The following is a 21,076-nucleotide window of genomic DNA, read 5'->3' on the forward strand; positions in this document are numbered from 1 at the left end:
CTCATGAGTAGCAAATTTTAGGCGATCATGGGCTTTTTAAGTAGTAATTCAGCTACGCAAAATACAGCAGAATTCAGGAGTCAGGAGTCAGGAGTAAAACAGGCTTTGTGTATAGGTTTCAATTTAGATTCTGTGCCTCATTGATCTGCAATCTGCTGTAAGTTACAACATTAGGATTACATTTAGCCAAAATCAAATGATTCACAAAAAAATATCTATTAGCTTAATGTTGCTATTTATCAGTGTTCAAATTAATGTTAACCAACAAATAGCCCAAGCACAAACCCCAACCCCACAAACAACCACCCAAAAATCCACTTGTCCTGCTCAAATAGAATCATCTATAGATGCTGTAATTAATCGTCCTATATTTAAGAGAATGCGTTGGGGAATTTTGGTAAAACCCCTATCATCTCCACAAACTATTTACAGTCGAGATGCAGAAAAATATTTTATTCCTGCTTCTAATACTAAACTTTTTACAACAGCAGCCGCATTGCAAAAACTAGGGGCAAATTTTCGCATTCGTACTTCTGTTTATCAAGACGGTGAAGGTATTTTGCGGGTTGTGGGTAGAGGAGATCCAAGTTTAAAAAACGAGCAATTAACAATATTAGCCCAGCAGTTATATCAAAAAGGTATTCGGGAAATTAATCAATTAATTGCTGATGATAGTTATTTTCAAGGTGAGGTAGTTAACCCTAGTTGGCAATGGGAAGATGTACAATTTTATTATGGCGCACCTGTCAATAGTTTAATTGTCAATGAAAATGCTTCTGTTATAACTTTTTTGCCTCAAAAAATTGGAGAACCTTTAAAAATTCAATGGTCAAATCCTCTGGATGCTTATAATTGGCAGATTGAAAATGATTCCATAACAACCCCAGAAAATCAACCGGGTTCTGTGGAAGTTTACCGAGATTTAAAAGGTCAAATTTTAAGAATCAAAGGACAATTACCTGTCAACTCAAAACCAGATATTACAGCTATAGCGGTATTTGATCCTGCTCAGAATTTTGTACAAAATTTCCGTTTAATTTTAACAAAAGCAGGAATAAAAGTTAAACAGACATCTGTTAATAATGGTGGTAATAATGAACAAGAAATAGCCACTATTGAATCTCCGCCTTTATCTGAATTATTAGTAGAAACAAATGTTAATAGTAATAATTTGTATACTGAATCTTTACTCAGAAGTTTAGCTGATCAACAGCAATTAGCAAAAAATAAAACTACTGCTGATTTAGGATTGCAAGCTTTAAAAAATACCTTAACTGAATTAGGAATTGAACCGAATAGCTATAAGATTGTAGATGGTTCTGGGTTATCTCGCAAAAATTTAATTAGTCCAGAAGCTTTGGTACAACTTTTGCAAGTGATGGGAAAATCTTCTCAAGCAGAAGTATTTCGTGCTTCCTTACCTGTTGCTGGTGTTAGTGGTACTTTAAAAAATCGTTTTCTTAATACATCTGCTCAGGGACTTGTACAAGCAAAAACAGGTACTATGATGGGTGTAGTTTCCTTATCTGGATATGTTAATGTTCCTAATTATGAAACTTTGGTTTTTAGTATTATGGTAAATCAATCTGAACAACCTGCAAGCGTTGTTAGAAAAGCAATGGATGAAATAGTAGTTTTATTAACGCAGTTACGACGGTGTTAAAAGCTAAATACAGCAGCTATCAGCGGTCAGCTATCAGCTTAAAAATCCTTTTGGTGTAAGGTTTTGTGATCTAAATTTGTGGGAGCATCCCAATTTTGCAAAAATAACCGTAGCAACACCAAAAACTCTCTTCTTCCTTCTTACCTTCGTGTTCTTCGCTCCTTCGTGGTTCGTTCATTTCAAGTCTTGAACTCCACCAAAAAATAAACTTACACATTTGGGATGCTCCCAGTGGGTAAATTAGTAATTTTCCCCATAATTTTGTTACCCATTGCTTGGTTAATTGCTAGGAAAGTGGATATTTTATCTCTGGGAGAAGACTTACCAAAGTTATTGGGAATGAGAATCCAAAAAGCAAGAATATTTATTATTTTTATTTCTGTTTCTTTAACTGCTGCAAGCGTGGCAACTGTTGGTACTATTAGTTTTGTTGGTTTAGTTGCTCCCCACATTACTAGATTAATCATCGGTTATCGTCATCGGCAATTATTATTAATAACTGCGTTAATCGGTGCAACTTTAGTTACAATTGCTGACACGCTGGGAAGAGTAGTTTTAGCACCAAAAGAAATTCCTGCGGGATTAGTTACTGCTTTAATTGGTACTCCTTATTTTTTATGGTTGTTATACCGTGATTACCAAGGTAAAAACTAACCGATAATTGATGTGATATTTGTAATTTAGACATTTTTTATCATGGTTTTATCAATTAAAACTAATGTTTTCAATGCCTACCTAATTATCAAGTATCAATTGATAAAAAATATCCTTCATAAGTTGCAAGTTGAAAGCTAAAAAATCCAATCAGTTTCTTCGTATGCGAAAATCTTTTCAAACTTTCCTTGTGTTTGTACTCTCCCTGCTTTCATTAGAATAATCTGGTCAGCGCGACGCAATACAGAAGGACGATGAGACACAACTAAACAAGTTGGTGTCCAAAGATTTTCTTCTGTTCTATTAGTAAATATCCGTGACCATAATGTTAATTCTGTTTCCACATCCAACGCACTAGAAAGGTCATCAAATACCATTAATTCCGGTTGACGGATAAACATCCGTGCTGCTGCTATCCGTTGCATTTGTCCACCAGAAAGCCGTACACCTTTAGAACCAACTAATGTTTCTAAACTTTCATTCATAGTTGCTAAATCTTGCTCAAATACAGCCATGTTTAAAGCTGTGGCGATATCAGAATCATCTTTAGATAATCCTAATAAAATATTTTCCCGCAGAGTATAACTAAAAAGTTGGGGAATTTGAGGAGTATAAGCACTGCGTGGAGGAATAAAGAAAGTAGCGGGGTTTTCCACAATATTTCCATTCCAATAAATTTCCCCGCTTTGCTTAGGTAATAATCCTAATAATAGCCGCAGTAATGTAGTTTTTCCAGAACCAATCTGACCAGTAATTACAGTCAAACTACCACGCTGAATTTCAAAGCTAATATCTGTAATTCCTTGGTTTGTACCAGGATAAATATAAGTGAGATGAGAAACTTTCAAAGATTGAAGATGATCTTTTTCATTCCGCAAAGGTTGTTCTATTTTTGGTAAATCTTTTTGAAGACCATTCAATTCATTTAGATAAAGTTGATTGGGTGCTACCAATGTATCAGCCGATGCACCAGATAGTAAATCTGTCATTCTTTCAAAAGACACTTCTGTGTGTTTAGATAACGCCATAAAACCACCAACAGACGTAAAAAAGCCAGTTACAAATGAGAGATTATAAACAAATAAAGCAAAGTCACCTACTGTTAACTGATTAACCCCACTCTGCATTAATTGAGAAGCGAGGAGCAAAATTATTCCTGTTCCCAAATTCACCATATTTTGAAAAGAAGATTTGAGAATAGCGTTAAACAGACTATCCTTGATCATGGTTTGGCGGCGTTGGTCATTTAAAGTGCGAAAATAATCCAATACATTTTTTTCTGCCCCAGATACTTTAATTGCTTGCACTGAAGCAAATATTTCGCCTAAAATTCCTGTTACCTTTTCGGTGGCTTGTCGGCTGGCTTTTCTATACTTTTTAATCCGAGTTTCTGCTTGTTGAATAATGGCTATCATTCCTACTAATGGCAGAAATACAAACAACGTCATTTGTACGTTGATAGTTAATAAAGTCACTAAACAAAAAATACCAAATATTCCTTCTCCTGAAAGTTCTGATATCCATGCTACATTGTCTTCTATTTGTTCGGCATCATCACGAAAATAGCTAATTATTTCACCTTGAGATACCGTCGTTTCTGAATTTTGATTCACAACTGTTGGCTGTGAAGTGGGATTTTTAAACAGGCGATCTAATAAATTATGTCTTAGCAATGACCGCATGATAAAACGGTGTTGGCTTTTAGTAACTCGCCCTGCGAATATAACGGCAATATGTCCTAAGTTTAGGGCTAGTAATAATGCAATTAAGGCTAGAGGTGATAATCCTATTTGTTCTTTGTTTGTTAAACTATTGAAAAATTCTCTGATAATTAATCCAGGTATGGCTGGCAAACCCATGATTAAAATCCAGTAGATGCTATCAAGGAGATATAGTTTTGGTTTGTAGCAAATCAGTTGCCATATTAATTCCCAATGTTTGCGCTTTTTTGTTGTCACCATGATAATTACTAGTCAAGAAAGAGTTAACCGCAGATGGAAGATGATGGACGCAGATAAACGCAGATAATTTTGTGTTTCTGTAGAGTAGGAAAGGCTATAAATCAGTTAAACCAGTTTTTAATAATTGGGTAAAACGTGAGTGAGGATTTTTAATTAATTCTTCGCGTTGACCATATTCACTAATTCGACCTTGTTCTAAAATTAAGATTTGATTTGCTTTTTGTAGGGTGGCTAAACGATGGGCAATAATTATGCCTGTACGTCCAGTTAGTAATTTATCAACGGCTGTTTCTATCAGTTTTTCGGTAATGGGGTCAAGGCGTGAGGAGGCTTCATCTAATATGACTAAACCTGGATCTTTGAGAAATACGCGAGTAAAGGCGAGTAACTGCGCTTGTCCTGCCGATAAGCCGCTACTATCTGGACCCAAGTTTGTATCTAAGCCTTGGGGTAATGAATGTAACCATTGTGATAGTCCTAATATTTCTAAGGTTTCATAGATGCGTTCGTCGCTAATTTCCTGGTTAAAAAATGTGAGATTGTTCCGTACTGTGGTTTGAAAAAGTTGTACGTCCTGGGTGACTAAGCCGATTTTTTGAGGTAAATCTGTTGAGTAGGTCTGGTTAATTGGTACTCCACCTAAGTGAATTGAGCCTGATTTGGGGTCATATAATCTCAGTAATAACCGTGCTAGGGAAGATTTACCGCTACCTGTCCGCCCTAATAAACCTAATACTTGTCCAGCAGGTAAATTAAAGGATATATCTTGCAGTACCAAATCCCCTTCTCCTGCTTTTCGGTCATTGTAGCTAAACCAAAGGTGATCAAAGGTTACGGAAAGTGCGCCTTGAGGAAGTCGTTGTTCTCCTCCTGGACTGAGTTGGGATTTAACTTGTAGTAAGTCTTGAATGCGGTAAATACTGGCTTCTGCTTGTTGGAGTTCCTCAAATTGGTTGCGAATTTGCTCGATGGGTTCGCTGAGTAAGTTGGTATAGTAGTACAGTATATATACTGTGCCGATAGTAATAATATTTTGATTCCAAAGGTAAGCACCGACGGTTAAGGCGATCGCAGTTCCTAATGTAAAAATACCGTTGGTTGTACCCCAAAGAATTGTACTGGCAAAACGGGCTTTGTGATAGATGGGTAGCCAGCCTTGCAAAATTTTGTGGAAGCGTTGCATGACATAGCTTTTAGCTCCATTGGCGCGTATGTCTTCCATGCCGGACAGTTGTTCACCCACAAAACCAAAGAAATCAGCACTAATTTGGCGATAAGTTCTCCAATAGGGAACGGCTATGGAACGCAGACGGATTAAAGTTCCTAATGCTGTGAGGCTAAAAAAGGCGATCGCAATCCCAGCACGCCAATCTTCGGCAAATAGCACTACAATCACACCGGACATTAATAATAAATTACCTAAGATGTAAATGGTGAATTTGGAGAAAAATTGTGAAAGTGTGTGAACATCACCATCTACCCTTTCCAATAATTCGCCTGGTGTGGAGAATTTATGAAAGGATAAATCTAGTTGCAAACAATGTTCAACTAAGTCAGCGCGTAAGGCGTTGGTGGCTTTCCAGGCGACGTTTTCACCGTAGTAAGTAGCCGCAATTGTGATTAGTTGAGTAACTAAAGCTACGCCAATAAATAGTAGGGCGGATATGAGTAAGTTCTGCCCTGAACCACCAGCTACGGCTGTATCAATGAAGTAACGCAGAATTTGGGGGTTGACTAATTGTAATCCGATGCTGGCTAAGAGTGCGATCGCAAATTTGAAAACCCTTCCTTTTTGGGGTTTGAGATAATCTACAAGTAAATTCCAGTATTGCCGTAGTCCGATTTTCATGGTGTAGGAGGGATGCGTACTAAGAGATGAGAACGGAGTTTTCCAGGTAATTTAGGAGGTAAAACATATCCGTCTTTACTCTCTTGATACATTTGACTAAATTGTAACAAGTCAGTGATGCTTTCCTGTGGTAAATCAACAAAATGGTATGTATATTTTTGCGGACAAACAAAGCTGACAGCACAAGAATATTTTTTAACGCAAGTCCACAAACACCCCACCGGTTGAATATTAATATTGTTGTAAATGGGATTGTTTTTTTGAGCTTCCAAAATCTTCATTAATAGTTGATTTCCTTCGGCGCGTTCGTCTGCTTCTTCATGGTCAAGAACAGCACTGCACGATTTACAAACAAATAAGGTATGAAGTTTCATAATTGGTAATTTATAAAGATTATTGTTGGCTTACTGACTATTCAATGTGTGTCAACTAAATATTTAAATAAATCATCAATAATTGCATTTGCAGCTAACATACCACTCCCTATCCAGTAACTTGGAACTACATAAACTTTATTTTCTTTTACAGCTTTTAAATTTCTCCACAGTGGACTTGCTTTAAGTTGCTCCAATTTATATTGTGCTGTTTGATTGCCTTTGACGTTATTTTCATAAGTCCAAATAAATATCACATCACCGTCTGCTTTTTCAACTAATTCATTACCGATGGGAACTTGAATGGGATTACCAAATAATTTTTTTGCCTCTGATGCAGTATAATTTTGTGATTCTGGACGAGATAAACCGGCATCTTGTAAAACTATTCCACAGAAAGAATCAAGGAAATAAAGGTTAATGTTACTAGGATAGACTCGCACTACAGAAACTTTGATTTTTGATAACTTATTACCCATTTTATGCTTAAATTCTGCAAGACGACGGTAATAATCTGCCATTACTTGTTGACCGACTTCTTTCTTTCCTAATGCTACACTAACATTTGTAAATACCTCTTTCCATGTACCACTATGTCGAAATTTCAACAAAACTGTGGGAGCAATTTTGGAAGTAATAGGATAAATATTTTTGTGATATTCAGAACCTACAATTAAATCTGGTTTGAGTGCGAGAATACTTTCTAAACTAGGTTCACCAATTTTCCCGATGTTTTTTACTCCTGTGAGCTTATCTTGCCAAGATGATGAAATATCCGAGAGTACAGCACCAAGGGGTTTAATTCCTAGTGCGATCGCATTTTCAGGATCATCTAAAGTCACCAGTCGCTCAAACTTTTCGGGAACACAGGTAATTCCCGCAATGTGTTCCACCTGACGACAAGCAGCGTTGGTACTTTGATAATTAACAGGTAGAGAACCACCACGATGACAAGCTACAGATAGGATTAGACTACAAAATAGTACAATCCCAAATCGCCACCAGCGAGTCAAATTTTTGATTTTGATATAACTGTCATTCATGATGGAATCTCATACTTAAAGCCTGATTTTCGTTAAAATTAAAATGTCACAGAAAAACTACCAATCACTGTTAATGGTGCGCCCGGTTCTATGGCAACTCTACCGAAATTTGCTCCTAGATAATGTTTTTCGTTAAAGAGATTTTGGATATTAATCCCCGCCCGCCAATTATCACGTTTATAGTAAATTGCTGCGTCTGTTCTGAGATAACCAGGGATGATATATGTATTACTAGAGTCACCTTGGCGATCGCCGACATAAAACAAACCTAACCCTAAACCTAACCCTTGCAAATTACCACGTTGCAATTCATAAGTTGTCCACAAACTGGCTGTATTAAATGGGACATTAGCTGGACTATTTCCCTGCAAACCGTCATTATCTTTGGTAATCTCGGCATCAATATGGGAATAAGATGCGATCACATTCCAACCAGGACTAATTTCTCCAGCCACATTGAGTTCAATACCTTGGTTGCGTTGTTCACCTATAGAATTTAAAAAGTCTGAATTAGCAAGATCAGTTGTGGCAATGTTTGATTTTTTAATGTGATAAGCTGCCAAAGTAGCTGCTAATTTACCATCCAAAAATTCACCTTTTACTCCTACTTCGTATTGAGTTCCCCGTTCAGCTTCTAGAATTGAACCATCTGCTCTTGTACCAAAATTTGGTTGAAATGATTGGCTGTAACTAGCATAAAGAGAAATAGGTTCAATAGGTTGATAAACAATACCCAATCTGGGAGTGAAAGCGGAATCATAGCGACCAGATTCAGAACCATTCCGTAAATCTTTACTATTTTGATCGACAGTATCAAACCGTCCACCAACAAGCAATTTTAAATTATCTGCAAACGCTATTTGGTTTTGCAAGAAAATTCCTAAACCATCGCTGCTATTCTGGTTATTACGCACAACGTTAGTTAATGCGTCTAAGCCAGGTCTAGGTGCGGCGTTGTAAACTGGATTGAATACATCAATACTTGGTGTAATTCCTCCTGGCGCTCGGCTTTGAGTTCCTCCTGATGTGGATCTAGCTAAGTCAACACCAAACAAAAGAGTATGATTAATCGAGCCTGTAGCAAACTTACCAACTACATCAGTTTGTAAAGTATAATTTTCTTGATAATCATCATTGGATCTAAAGTTCCGTGTGAGAATGCCTGTTGTTTCATTTAATCTCACAGGTTCAGCACGATAATCAGAAGTATCTGAACTTTGATATCGGAAAGCATTACGGACTTTCCAATTATCGTTAAAGTTATGCTCTAAACGATAGCTCAAACCTATTTCTTCAATTTTGCTAACATCATCTGGTTCGCCCAATATTCGTTCTAAAGGTATATCCAGAATACCCTCACCAAAAGCTAAAAATCCCCGATCAAACGGACGCTCATCGTTGAGATAGTCAAATTGAACCGTTAAGTTAGTTGCTTTGCCAATTTCCCATTTTAAAGTGGGTGAAATAAAGAATCTTTGAACATCTTGATTAAAATCACGGAAACCCTCGGAAGTTTCGTAAACAGAATTGAGCCTATATAGCAGAGTTTTGTCAGAATTTAGTGGACCAGAGATATCAATACTAGGGCGGAATGTGGAGAAACTACCCACTGACAATTCAGCATTAAAAAATGGCTCTCTCAGAGGCTGCTTTGTAATTAAATTAATTACTCCCCCTGGTTCAACACCACCATATAAAACAGAAGCTGGACCTTTGAGAACTTCTATCCGTTCAACGGTGGCGGTTTCTCTAATACCACGTCGTCCATCTTTGAAACCATCAGTTAAAATACTTCCACCCAAAGTACCACCAGCAAAAAATCCCCGAATGCCAATTTGGTCTGATGTACCACCAAACCCACCATCTTGAACCACACCACCAATATTCAGCAGCGCATCTCTTAAACGAGTAACTCTTTGATCTTTAATCACTTGTTCAGGAACTACTTGAATAGTCTGAGGAATATCTCTGATCAAAGTATCAGTTCTAGTTCCAGTGGAAGCATTGGGTACACGATATCTATTTTGCTCACCTGTTACTAAAAGTTCAATAGGTACTTCATTCTGTGCTGTTGGTTCTTCTGGTTGAGTTTGATTTTCTGACTGGGGGGTTGGTGTGGTTTGGGTTTCTGGTTGTAATGGAGTTGGTTGTGTTTGTGGTGTTGGAGTATTTGTCACACTTGGTACAACCCCAAAAACCAAACCCGCATCATCATCAAATAACTCAACTTTTGGCGCACCTGTTTCACCCGTTACCGTGATCCGAATAGTATTTGTATTTAGATTGGTAACTGTAACTTCACTAATTCCCGCAGTCGGTTTTTCTTGACGGAATGTATTGCCGCTAGATAGACGTAGTTGGGAATTGGAAATATCAACAATAAAGCTATTACCCTCACTTTTATTTGTGAGTTGCAGTTTATCTGATTGATTGGTTTCTAAAATTACCTCTATCCCTGTATCCGTTGTTTGGGATTTGACACCTGTAATTTGAATGAGGGATTGAGCCAGCCATTGTTTAATATTGGTAGCGGGTTTTTTGATCTCATTTAATTGAGAAATTTTAGAGATTGGTTTTTGGGTTTCTTCAGCTAACACAGGTAAATTTACGCACACCAAAGCCAAACCTGTCATCCAAGCTAGTTTTTGCACTTGATTTAACATCACTCTACACACCACAGAAGTAAGGAACTGGAAGACTGGCAACTATGATAATAAATCTCAGTACCAACCTAGATTCATCTATTTAATTAATAATTACTAGCAACAAGATTACAGGAAAGTTAGGAGGTATGGGTGAATACTATGATCACTAGCCGGAGTTTTTGCGATCGCTAGACGGAGTTTTTGCGTTAGCCTTGCTGGCCGTAGGCATCGCTAGACGGAGTTTTTTGATCTTTGTCGTTTTTCGTTGAGATAAATTCCCGGATTTACGCCAAATTTGCGGCGGAAGGAAGCGGCGAAATAGCCTCTATTGGCAAATCCTACGGCTTTCGCTGTTTCCGTTACGCTTAGTTTACCTGCTGCTAACATTTGGCGCGATCGCTCCATGCGACAATCATGCAGATAACCAAACACTGTTGTATTAAACACCTGCTTAAATCCAACTTTCAGCTTATTGTCATTAATTCCCACCATCCGCGCCAATTCCATCAACGAAGGTGGCTGATCTAAATGTGTTAACAAAATTTCACTAGCGTAATGAATGCGCTCAATATCCTCTGTATTTAAACTCTTGCTAGTCGTCTCCACTGTTGGATTTTCTGTTTGACTTTCCAGAAATTGATCAACCACAAGCGCCATCAATTCCCAAACTTTGCTTTCTAAATACACCCGTTTTGTGTTTCCCTGATATGGACAGTTTAACAGTTGTTGTAGTGCCATTTGCATTGCAGAATTAGTCTTTCCGTAACGCTCATAATATTTTTGATCTGATTTCCGAATTAATGGTTGCAAATTTGCCGGTAGTTCTCCCTTCTGTCCAAACCACTCGCAAAATAACTCAGGTTCTACATGAACACTCACCCAAGTAGTCGGTAACATTGGTGAATGTTCTAAACTTGCTCCTGGTGCTAAACCACTACCAAAAAATCCATAGTTTCCAGCCTCCACACCTGAAAGGTTGAAACTATACTCAATCAGATGTTCTCTCTCAGATGATCGTGTAATTATCTCATCATGCAATTGATAGTTAGCGATATCTAAATCTAATCCTGTTCGTAATTTAATACACCGACTGTAACCGTTGCCCAGTTTCACAGGATATTGATAAGTTACATCAAATTCATCAGCAGAATCAGATGTGAGTTGATTCTCCTCACTTTCATAAACAAGTTCCCAGTAAGCAGATTGAGAAAGAATAAGAGTCATAAGCTGATTAGGGTTTAATTATAGCGTTTCCTAGTCTATTAAGGTACAAATTTATCTGCGTTTATCCGCGTCCATTATCTTATATCTGCGGTTAATTATTTCTTAGGTGTACCTCGCTTAAATAGGAATCGCTATATAGTTTTTAACTAATTGCTACAAGTACCCTTTAATATTATGGCAAAAATTTGAATAAGTCATCTAAAACACGATTAGCGCCAATAATTCCCCATGCAGCAATCCAAACATCACCTGTAACAGGATAAACCCGATTTTGTTGTACAGCTTGTAACTGAGACCATAGAGGATGATTGATGAATTGTTTCAACCTTGATTCATTATGTCCTCCCAGAATTAAGAAAATAACATCACCACCAATTCGAGGAACTAATTCTAAAGAAATGTTTTCGTGATTTTTATCTTTATTTTCATATTGAGAACGAGGTAAACCGATTTCTTTGATAATTGATCCACCAAATGAACGGTGCATATAAAGACGAGTATAATTAGCCCAGAAATTGACTAAAGATACTTTTGTTGTGCTAAGACTATCTCCCATTCTTTGCCGCAAAGTTGCTATTTTTTGATTATAATCTTGCAATAATTTTTCAGCTTTGGCGGTTTCTCCCAGTGCTTCCGCATATTGCTTTAACCAATCTTTCCAGTTGCTATCTTGATCTACTAATACTGTTGGAGCAATTTTAGATAGTTGTCCATATAATTCAGCATCCCAAGAAAAACCTAGAATTAAGTCAGGTTTGAGATATAAAATCTTTTCTAAATTGGGTTGACCGTTAGTACCAATTTTCTCAATTTCTGAGGTTAAATCTTGTAAATAAGCCTGAAATTTATAATCACCTAATGTAGTAGCTGCTATTGGTTTCACGCCTAAAGCTAAAACATTATCTAAGCCTCCTAATACAACTACACGCTGTGGATGTAAAGGTATTTTTGTTTCACCCAGAGCGTGTTTAAATACTCGCATTTCTGGAATGACATTGACAGAGTTAGAAGTAATATTTTTTGGTGTATTCAGTCCACAGCCGATGACTATTAAAGCTGTGATGATGCTGAATAAAAGTAACTTAATTTGAGGATTATCAAGTATGTAATTCAGTAAAGTAGATACCCTGAAAAATAAATTATTTTTGATTGACATTTTCCTGATAAGTAGTTGGAAATGAGATAACAAAAATGTGTGAAGAAAAGTAAAATTGCCCAAAACTTTCTTCCTTTTCCCTGTTCCCTGTTCCCTGTTCCCTGTTCCCTTGCCCCAATGACAATTTTTAACACCCACCCACTTAATTAATTAAACTGCAATTAATGATGCTGTCATATTCACAAGTTCTGTAATTGTATACTGAGAATAAGTAACTAATTCATTAGTCCCACATTCTCCTCGGAAACTAATACTTTTAGTAGGATCATCAATTACATTACATCTATAAGTGTTAACTTTACCATCAGGTGTGGTAAAAGTTATTTCTACCTGACTAAAAGTTTCATCTTCGTTATGCTCAATTACATGACCTTGTACTTGGTAATTAAACCAATCCCAATTATATTTTAGCATCAACTCTCGTTCTAAAATTTGCACTTGCCAGGGTAAAATTCCCCAACCACGATAGACATTTTTTAAACATTGAATGTCCCCTGTTTTTGTCAAAATAGAAGTGAAAGATTTTTGATTTAACCTAGCGTAATATCTCCCTTCTGGAAGATCAATCATAGTTGGTGCAAAACGATGTCCGCCAAAATGGCTACTTTGCCAAACCCGAACATTAGATAATGATAAATCTTCTACTGTTGCTAAAGCTTGACGATAAAAAGGATTGCCATATTTAGCGCAGCATTTATCATGATTACCATGAGTACATACTAAAAAATCTCTAGTTTGAATATTGGTATTTTCAGATTCTAGAGTTTCATTGTTGATACACTTTTCTATGATTGGTATTGCATCATCAATATCTGAGAGGACATATTCTTTTTTGCTATACCCTGAAGATATTTCTTCTGTCTGGTAGTAGATAATTAAACGAGTTTGCCCAATTTGGTAATAATTGGCGTTGTAAATAAATAGCAACCGTAGATAACAAGAAGCTTCATCAATAACAGAATTTAAACTCTGTAATTTATTGCTAATATTTTTGGACTCTAGGAGGTCAGATGTCCACGGTGGTGGGACTTCAAGTAAAACATAATATCGGCGATTCAATGCCGTTCCAATGGGGTCTTCTTTCGCTTGACAAGATTCTTCTGCACAGAAAATGTTGTTCATAATAAACCAGAAAATGAGAGTTGGTAATTTCAGCTAATTAGAATTATTATCAATAATCAAATATGATTTATGTTGGTTTTGGTACAGGTTTAAGGTATCTTTTGTAAATAGATTACAGATGATGTATTAATTATGGACTTTTTCTAAACTGAGATATTTCCATAAATCATCAATTATTGCATTAGCCGACAAAATACTACCAAATATCCAGTAACTAGAATCAACACTATAAACTTGTTGATTTTTGACTACATTTAATGTTTGCCAAAGCTGACTATTTTGATATTTTTTAAATAATTCTTTAGCACCTGGATCTACAGCTACAAATAAAACATCAGCATCGAGTAAGTCAATCTTTTCTAAGCTGAGTTTTACTATAGTATCATCAGGAGTCTTAATTAATTGACGCTGATTAACTGGCATAGAAATTCCTACTTCTGCCAAAATACTGCCAGGAAAAGAATATTGAGAACGAAACTCAGGAAGTTTATTACTACCGTGAAAACGACTCACAGAAACCTCTAGTTCATTGATTTTCTCACTCAAAGCAGTGCGTAATTTTTCTAGGCGTTGTTGATATTCGATTAATAATGTCTTGGCTGTTGCAGTTCTATTTACTATTTCAGCCAGACTCATTAAAGTTTCTTTCCATTCATTATGGACATTTTGTAATTTAACCGTAGGTGCTATTTGGGAAAATAATTTATAATTTTCTGCATTAATACCATACGTACCAATAATTAAATCTGGATGTAGTTTCAGAGTTGTTTCTAAATTAAACTGACTCTCTTTACCTATATAATGTATACCATCCATCTGACTTCTTAGAAAATTAGTTTTACTAGCTACAAAAGCCGTGTCTACTGTAGCTATTGGTTTTAAACGTAATGCAATTAAAGCTTCTAGTGATACTTGTTCTGTAACAATAATACGTTGCGGATTTATAGAAACACAAGTTTCGCCTAATTCATGTTTTACTAATTTACATTCAGTATTTGATAATCTTGGTTTGGATAAAGTTAAATCTTGATATTTAATACTATGACAAGCAGTGATTATTAATACTGACATAATTATCACAAAGCATAGTTTGATATAGTAAAAGCACCCTTTTTTCATATTTAACAGGACAAGGAAAAGGTTTGAAAGTATCTTATCATAAAGCTTTGTTCCTAAAATTTGGACTTCATTGATCTTAAATCTGATGTGTAGGGTGGGAATTTTTGATTATATTATATTTGCTGCGATAGAAAATTTAATATAGAAATACCCACTCTACACAAATCAAACTCTAAACAAATCAAAATTCAAAGGTAATATTTCCCATCACGGTAAAAGGAGCAGCCGGAACAACGAAGGACCCTTGAGATTCATAATATTTAGTGTCCAAAAGGTTCTTAAAGTTGAGAGCAGCCCGCCAATTGTTCTTTTTATAAAAGACACTAGCATCTGTTCTCAGAAAAGAAGGAATTTTGATTTGATTTGGTAAAGATGCTTCACGTTCACCAGCATACACCAAACCTAATCCTAGTCCTAAACCTTTTAATTCTATTGGTGTTTCGGAAACTGTTGGTTGTTCTGGTTGAGTTTGATTTTCTGATTGAGGAGTTATTGTAGCTGGTGTTTGAGATTGTTTAGTAACTTCAAAAATCAAACCTTCTTCACTATCAAATAGTTCTACTGTGGGTGGTTTTTCTGTTCCCGTAATAATAACTCTAATAGTTTTGGCATCCAAGTTATTAAGTGTTATTTCACTAATTCCAGCAATAGGTTTTTGTTGACTAACTGTATCGCCATTAGGTAGACTAAGTTGGGCTGAGGGAATGTCAACAATAAATTTATTTCCCTCTGTTTTGGAAGATATTTGTAGTTTGTCGGCTTCTGGAGTGGCTAAGATTATTTCTAATCCTTGATCAGTATTGTTAAATTGAACTTGATCAATTTTAACTAATTTTTGACTTTGCTGTTGTGGCTTAGTAGCAGATGCAACTGGAACAAGTTCAAAAATTAAGCCTTCATTATCATCAAATAATTCTGCGGTTGGTAAACCTTTTTCTCCTGTAACTGTTAGTTTGATGGTATTAGCATTAGCTTGAATGACGCTAATAGAAGTAATACCTGGTGCTGGATTAGCTTTATTGAAATTTGTAGCTTTATCCAGTGATAAGACTGCATTGGGTATCTCTACTATAAAATCGTTACCTTGGCTTTTATTTACAGGTTGAAGTGCTTCGATATTGGTACTTTTTAAAATAACTTCAATACCTTTATCTGTGGTATTTACTTGAACACCTGTAACTTTGGTATTGTTGCTTTGTGCTAATAATTGTGTTGCACTAGTCGAGTAATTTTCTGGTTCTTTAACACTAGCTACTTTTATGTTTGTTTCTTGTGCATACGTTGGTTGTACCAAATTGATAATTACTAATAATCCCAATCCTACCGAATATATTTCCTTCATTTAATCCCCCTTCATTTAATTAGCTAACATTGATTTTCTCGGAAACAAGGATTTTTTATGAGTGAGCAAAATACACACCCATAAAAAGTGGTAAGAACTTATTTAAAGTCTTACCAATTAATTCGATAGCCAACGCTTAATGTTCTACCTTGACCAGCATAATTACCACTATCAAAGAAAGGCGCAAAGTATTGTGAGTAAACCGGGAAGTATTGGTTATTTAATAGGTTTTGAACACCTATTTGTAGTTCCCCTTTACCTAGTTTGATACTGCTGATATAGTCTACAGTGACGTAGCTGCTAATTTTGCCATCATCAGCCCCATCTTGAAAACCGCGATCGCGATTACCAGAATAAAGTAGTTGTAGTCTATTTCTCCAACCTTTGAGAGTTTGGTTTTCTACATAAGCTGTCAATTTCAAAGGTGCAACTGTAATGCTATTCAGGGCTAAAAACTTACCATCATTGTTTTCATCATTTTCACCTTCTGTCCAAGTAGCTGTACCACCCACTTTCCAATTATCAGCAGGTTGAACATCAACCGCAGCTTCTATACCGTAAACTTTTTGAGGAGCGCGAGTAGTTTCTAGGAAATCAGTAGCGCGGTTAAAGCTAACGGACGAACCTAATTCAGAATAGTTGTAGAAACCAGAAAGTGACGCTTGTAATTTATCCCATTGACCACGAACACCAATTTCATAGTTATCTACTTTCTGGGGTTCTGTTAGTTGTAGAGAGTTGAAAATATTAACTACACCTCTTGGGGGTAGACGGAAGACACGACCCAAATCTGGAACGGAAAACCCTTGAGCAAAGTTACCAAAAACACTGATTTCTGGTGTAAATTTATAGACAATTCCTGCATTAAAAACTGTAGAATCAAAACTGCGATCGCCTCCTTGAATATTTCGAGAGGGAGATTCTGCTGTTTTGTAATCATCCAAACTTACACCTATATTTACATAACGCAAACCACCACTTAATTGCAGTTTCTCGCTAACTTCCCATTGCAATTGACCAAATATACCCAGTTCCCTAAAATCGTATTCGGGAACAAAAACCCGCTCTTCAATCTTGCGAAATATTCGACCCCCTGATGCGTCAAATTCATCACCATCGAAAATATTAAATTTTTGAGAACTACGCTCATTTTGATAGTCAACACCCCAAAGTAAGCTCACGGTTTTTTGAAAATTAAACGGAGTTTCAACTTGCAATCTTCCTCCTAACTGTTCAGATTCTCCTTCTGATTGGGTGATTGCATCGAACCTAGCACCCCGATTATCAACAGGAAATCCACCACCAAAACCATAATTACGATAGTAAGCTTGAGCTTGTAACTTGCTACCAAAAATATTATCGTTATTGTAATTTAAGCTGAATAAAGTGTTTTTGATAAAACTACCATCCTCAGCACCAATTATATTTAAGCCATCTAATTTTCTCAAAGCGCGAGATTTTTGAATTCCAGGAATATCATCAACTGCTTCATCAGAAACAAAATCTGTATCTTGTTTTTGATCAAAGTGATTAAAGGTAAATTGTAGACGTTGATCAGGTGCTAACTCTACTCCTATTTTTGCTAAAGCATTGATTTTTCTGCTGTCTTCATCACCTGCAAAGTTAGCAATGCGATCGCCTTCTGCATCATAAAAACCCGCAGTTGTTACCAGAGAAAAACCCACAGTATAATCAAATTTGCCTTCTGTACCCGCAATTTGATGGGAAAGATTATAACCAAAACTATCTTCAGAACGAGTTAAAGAGGTATCTAAACCAATATTTGTTGTCGAAATTAATCTTTGACCACTAGGTTTTTTAGTAATAATATTGACGACACCACCCGTAGCTTGACCACCATAAATTGCATTTGGACCACGAACAACTTCAATTCTTTCAATTGCACTGGGGTCAATGGTTGTCAATTGAGCAGGAATAGATTGTAAGTTAGCATTTTGAGGAACACCGTCAATCAAAACGGAAATATTGCGACCCCGCAAACTTTGTCCAAAGGTATTAGTCCGATTAGTGGGTGAACCAAAACCAGGAACAGTTTTCGCTAGAATATCAGCTAAGTTAGTGCTTAATTTAGATTGCTGTTCAATCTGTTCACGAGTAATTACAGTTATAGAACGAGGAACATTTCGTATATCTTCTTCAGTACGAGTTGCTGTCACCACCAGTTCAATTGATGAGTCACTATCAGATGTTGTTTCAGATGGTGTTTCAGACGTTGTTTCAGATGGCGTTTGTTCACTGGTTAACTGTTCTGATGGTGTAGGTGTTTGTGTTGTTGAAACAGCAGGTGTAAAGCTAAAAATTAAACCCTCATCACTATCAAATAATTCCAGTGTGGGAACTCCTGACTCTCCTTGTATCTTTATCTGAATAGTATTAGCAGTAGCTTGAGTAACATTAACAGAAACAATCCCCGCTACAGGATTAGCTATATTAACATCTTTACCATTTGGTAGTGCTAGTACCGCATTAGGAATATCTGCAATATAATTATTTGCTTCAGTTTTAGTTACAGGTTGTAATGCTTCGGTTTGGGTACTTTCTAACAGAACTTCAACACCCTTATCTGTAGAGTTGACTTTAACACCCGTAATCTTTACTACCGATTGTTGCGCCATCCTCTGCGTGTTACTGATAGAATAATGCAAATTTGTTTTAGCAATAGCTGGTTGTAATAGCAATGATATGCACGAAAATACGAGACTTGCTGAAATAATTTCCCTATGCTGCTGAGATTTCATACCATTCACCCTTTCACCTGTAAAAACTAAATATTGAAAGTAATTTGCAAATAGCTTGAGAAAGAGTTTACGTAAATTCCGTCGGTTAAGTCTACTCACAAACGGAGATTTTTGATCCCAAGAGGGAGAGAGGGGACAGGTGACAGGTGACAGGGGGAGGGGTACAGAGTGTTTTAGGAGATGTATTTCCCCCTTGCTCCCTGCTTCCTGCTCCCTTTCCTCTTCTGTCTCTCTAATTTCTGCCTAAGCGACAAATTTTAGGACTCATGCCAAATTTACGCTTAAATGCGGCTGCAAAGTGACCAGGGTTAGAATATCCAACGTAAGATGCTACCTCAGCTACATTTTGCTCACCTTCTTGTAACAGCATTTTTGCCATTTCCATGCGGTAGTTATGTAAGTAGCCAAAAACTGTTGTACCAAATACTTCCCGAAAACCTAATTTTAACTTATGGTCATTAACACCTACTTTTTTTGCTAAATCCAGTAGTGTTGGTGGATTATCATATTGACTAATTAAAATTTCTCTAGCGTGATGAATTCTTTCAATATCAGCTGCTTTAAGGTTAATAACTTTTTTGCTGTTTTTCTCAGTTTCCAGTATTTGCGCTAATTGCAAAGCTAGAAGTTCCAGAACTTTGCTTTCTAGATAAATACGTTGCACCATACCTTGATAGGGTGCATTTAAAAGCTGTGATAATACAGTTTGCATAGTAGGCGTAATTTTACCAACCGACAGATGAAAACAAGGTGCATGATCACATTCTAGTAATGGTTGCAATTGTTTGGGTACAGGTGAAAATCCAGTAGCAAAGTTTCTAAAAAAATTGAGGTCAAAAATTATTCTGATCAGATAATAGCGATCGCCTGGAAAATACTGCTCTATTTCCTCAATATCTGGTAAGTAAAATAAATAGTTATTCCCCGCTATTTCTTGATAATTTTCTTTCACCCCTGAAATGCCAGGACAAATCACACTATGATTTCCAGCTAGATAAAATTTTGCTGTCAGTGTATATTGTCCATTGTGAGTATTTAGACAATTTACTTGGCGATAATAAGTCTTGTCAAAAATTTCTAGAGATAATTCTGGGCGTAGTTGCACCTGCCGATAAAAAGCAAGCTTCAATTGACTTTCCCATTTATCTACACAGTCGAAAGCACTACTATTATCTACAATCTCTAAAGGCTTGAGACTTTCTTCCTCAATTTCATAGTATTGTTCTTGCGTCAAAATTTCTAACATTTTTTAGCTGTAATTTATTGCCTGAATTGATCAACTATGAATCTATATTTACTTTACCCTTACGTCCTATAGGTACACACATTGGTGTTCCCACAACTGGGTCAGCAACAACACGACAATCTAAACCAAACACCTCTTTTACCATTTCCTCATTCATGACTGCTTGTGGTTCTCCAGCAGTAAAAATCCTACCTTCTTTAACTGCTACTAAATAATCAGCGTAACGACAAGCTTGATTTAAATCATGCAACACCATAACAATAGTTCTGTCCTGAAATTGGTTTAAATCATACAACAAATCTAAAACTTCTATTTGGTGTGTTAAATCTAAAAAAGTAGTCGGTTCATCTAATAGTAAAATATCCGTATCTTGAGCCAATGCCATAGCAATCCAAGCCCGTTGTCTTTGTCCACCAGATAAAGTATCTAATGCCCGTTCAGATAACTTGAGTAAATCCGTAATTTCTAAAGCTTGGTGAACAATTTTTTCATCTTTTTCCGACCATTGTTGCAACCAATTTTGATAAGGATAACGTCCTTGTGCTACTAAATCTCTGACTGTTAAACCTTCTGGTGCTACTGGACTTTGAGGTAAAATTCCTAATTGCTGTGCGACTGCTTTTGTGGAAAGTTGAAAAATAGATTCTCCATCCAAATATACAGCCCCACCACGGGGTTTAAGCAATCGAGCTAAACCTCTTAATAAAGTAGATTTTCCACAACCATTAGCACCAACTAAAGCACTAATTTTTCCGGCGGGAATTGCTAAATTGAGATCCCAGATAATCGTCGCACCATCGTAAGCTAAAGATAAACTTTTGGTAGATAAACCTTTCATAATAGTTGATAGTTGATAGTTGATAGTTGATGAGAAAACATAAAACTGATTACCCAGTCCCCAGTCCCCAGTCCCCAGTCC

The 21,076-nt window shown here is 36.5% G+C and carries 15 protein-coding genes; 2 read left to right on the plus strand and 13 right to left on the minus strand.

Going from position 1 to position 21,076, the window contains the following annotated elements:
- Nucleotides 1-199 precede the first annotated feature (199 nt).
- Nucleotides 200-1,663 carry a D-alanyl-D-alanine carboxypeptidase/D-alanyl-D-alanine-endopeptidase gene (dacB, locus tag IQ237_RS19810; protein WP_375539913.1) on the plus strand — a complete coding sequence of 488 codons (1,464 nt, stop codon included), beginning with the start codon at nucleotides 200-202 and terminating at the stop codon, nucleotides 1,661-1,663.
- 231 nt (nucleotides 1,664-1,894) lie between these two features.
- Nucleotides 1,895-2,317 (plus strand): iron chelate uptake ABC transporter family permease subunit, encoded by a 423-nt coding sequence (locus tag IQ237_RS19815; protein ID WP_309225786.1) that lies wholly within the window; start codon nucleotides 1,895-1,897, stop codon nucleotides 2,315-2,317.
- 137 nt (nucleotides 2,318-2,454) lie between these two features.
- On the opposite strand, the gene IQ237_RS19820 is transcribed toward IQ237_RS19815, so the two are convergent.
- The 13 genes from IQ237_RS19820 to IQ237_RS19885 all read right to left on the minus strand — a co-directional run bounded on the left by IQ237_RS19820 (nucleotide 2,455) and on the right by IQ237_RS19885 (nucleotide 20,995).
- Nucleotides 2,455-4,278, minus strand: coding sequence for an ABC transporter ATP-binding protein (locus IQ237_RS19820; protein ID WP_194058286.1), 1,824 nt, complete (start codon nucleotides 4,276-4,278; stop codon nucleotides 2,455-2,457).
- 94 nt (nucleotides 4,279-4,372) lie between these two features.
- Nucleotides 4,373-6,127, minus strand: coding sequence for an ABC transporter ATP-binding protein (locus IQ237_RS19825; protein WP_194058288.1), 1,755 nt, complete (start codon nucleotides 6,125-6,127; stop codon nucleotides 4,373-4,375).
- Nucleotides 6,124-6,501: a DUF1636 domain-containing protein gene (locus IQ237_RS19830; protein WP_194058290.1), complete on the minus strand. Its 378-nt coding sequence runs from the start codon at nucleotides 6,499-6,501 to the stop codon at nucleotides 6,124-6,126. The genes IQ237_RS19825 and IQ237_RS19830 overlap by 4 nt, the downstream gene beginning before the upstream one ends.
- A gap of 41 nt (nucleotides 6,502-6,542) precedes the next feature.
- Nucleotides 6,543-7,544 carry an iron-siderophore ABC transporter substrate-binding protein gene (locus tag IQ237_RS19835; protein WP_194058292.1) on the minus strand — a complete coding sequence of 334 codons (1,002 nt, stop codon included), beginning with the start codon at nucleotides 7,542-7,544 and terminating at the stop codon, nucleotides 6,543-6,545.
- Nucleotides 7,545-7,582: 38 nt separating this feature from the next.
- Nucleotides 7,583-10,207, minus strand: coding sequence for a TonB-dependent receptor (locus tag IQ237_RS19840; RefSeq protein WP_194058294.1), 2,625 nt, complete (start codon nucleotides 10,205-10,207; stop codon nucleotides 7,583-7,585).
- Nucleotides 10,208-10,420: 213 nt separating this feature from the next.
- Nucleotides 10,421-11,413 carry a helix-turn-helix transcriptional regulator gene (locus tag IQ237_RS19845; RefSeq protein ID WP_194058296.1) on the minus strand — a complete coding sequence of 331 codons (993 nt, stop codon included), beginning with the start codon at nucleotides 11,411-11,413 and terminating at the stop codon, nucleotides 10,421-10,423.
- Nucleotides 11,414-11,585: 172 nt separating this feature from the next.
- A complete protein-coding gene (locus tag IQ237_RS19850) occupies nucleotides 11,586-12,569 on the minus strand; it encodes an ABC transporter substrate-binding protein (RefSeq protein WP_194058298.1) in 984 nt (327 codons plus the stop codon).
- Between the two features lie 150 nt (nucleotides 12,570-12,719).
- A complete protein-coding gene (locus IQ237_RS19855; RefSeq protein ID WP_194058300.1) occupies nucleotides 12,720-13,691 on the minus strand; it encodes a sucrase ferredoxin in 972 nt (323 codons plus the stop codon).
- A 126-nt stretch (nucleotides 13,692-13,817) separates the two neighbouring features.
- Nucleotides 13,818-14,762 carry an iron-siderophore ABC transporter substrate-binding protein gene (locus tag IQ237_RS19860; RefSeq protein WP_228020496.1) on the minus strand — a complete coding sequence of 315 codons (945 nt, stop codon included), beginning with the start codon at nucleotides 14,760-14,762 and terminating at the stop codon, nucleotides 13,818-13,820.
- A gap of 229 nt (nucleotides 14,763-14,991) precedes the next feature.
- Entirely contained in the window at nucleotides 14,992-16,152 is a 1,161-nt protein-coding gene (locus tag IQ237_RS26390; protein ID WP_228020498.1) for an AMIN domain-containing protein, read from the minus strand.
- Nucleotides 16,153-16,262: 110 nt separating this feature from the next.
- The gene (locus IQ237_RS19875) at nucleotides 16,263-18,788 is read right to left on the minus strand and encodes a TonB-dependent siderophore receptor (RefSeq protein ID WP_228020500.1); all 2,526 of its coding nucleotides are present in this window, start codon (nucleotides 18,786-18,788) and stop codon (nucleotides 16,263-16,265) included.
- Nucleotides 18,789-19,143: 355 nt separating this feature from the next.
- Nucleotides 19,144-20,157, minus strand: a complete 1,014-nt coding sequence (locus IQ237_RS19880; protein WP_194058303.1) for a helix-turn-helix domain-containing protein — start codon at nucleotides 20,155-20,157, stop codon at nucleotides 19,144-19,146.
- 34 nt (nucleotides 20,158-20,191) lie between these two features.
- Nucleotides 20,192-20,995, minus strand: coding sequence for an ABC transporter ATP-binding protein (locus IQ237_RS19885; RefSeq protein ID WP_194058305.1), 804 nt, complete (start codon nucleotides 20,993-20,995; stop codon nucleotides 20,192-20,194).
- Nucleotides 20,996-21,076 lie beyond the last annotated feature (81 nt).

The sequence above is a fragment of the Sphaerospermopsis sp. LEGE 08334 genome (genome assembly GCF_015207205.1).
Lineage (GTDB): Bacteria > Cyanobacteriota > Cyanobacteriia > Cyanobacteriales > Nostocaceae > Sphaerospermopsis.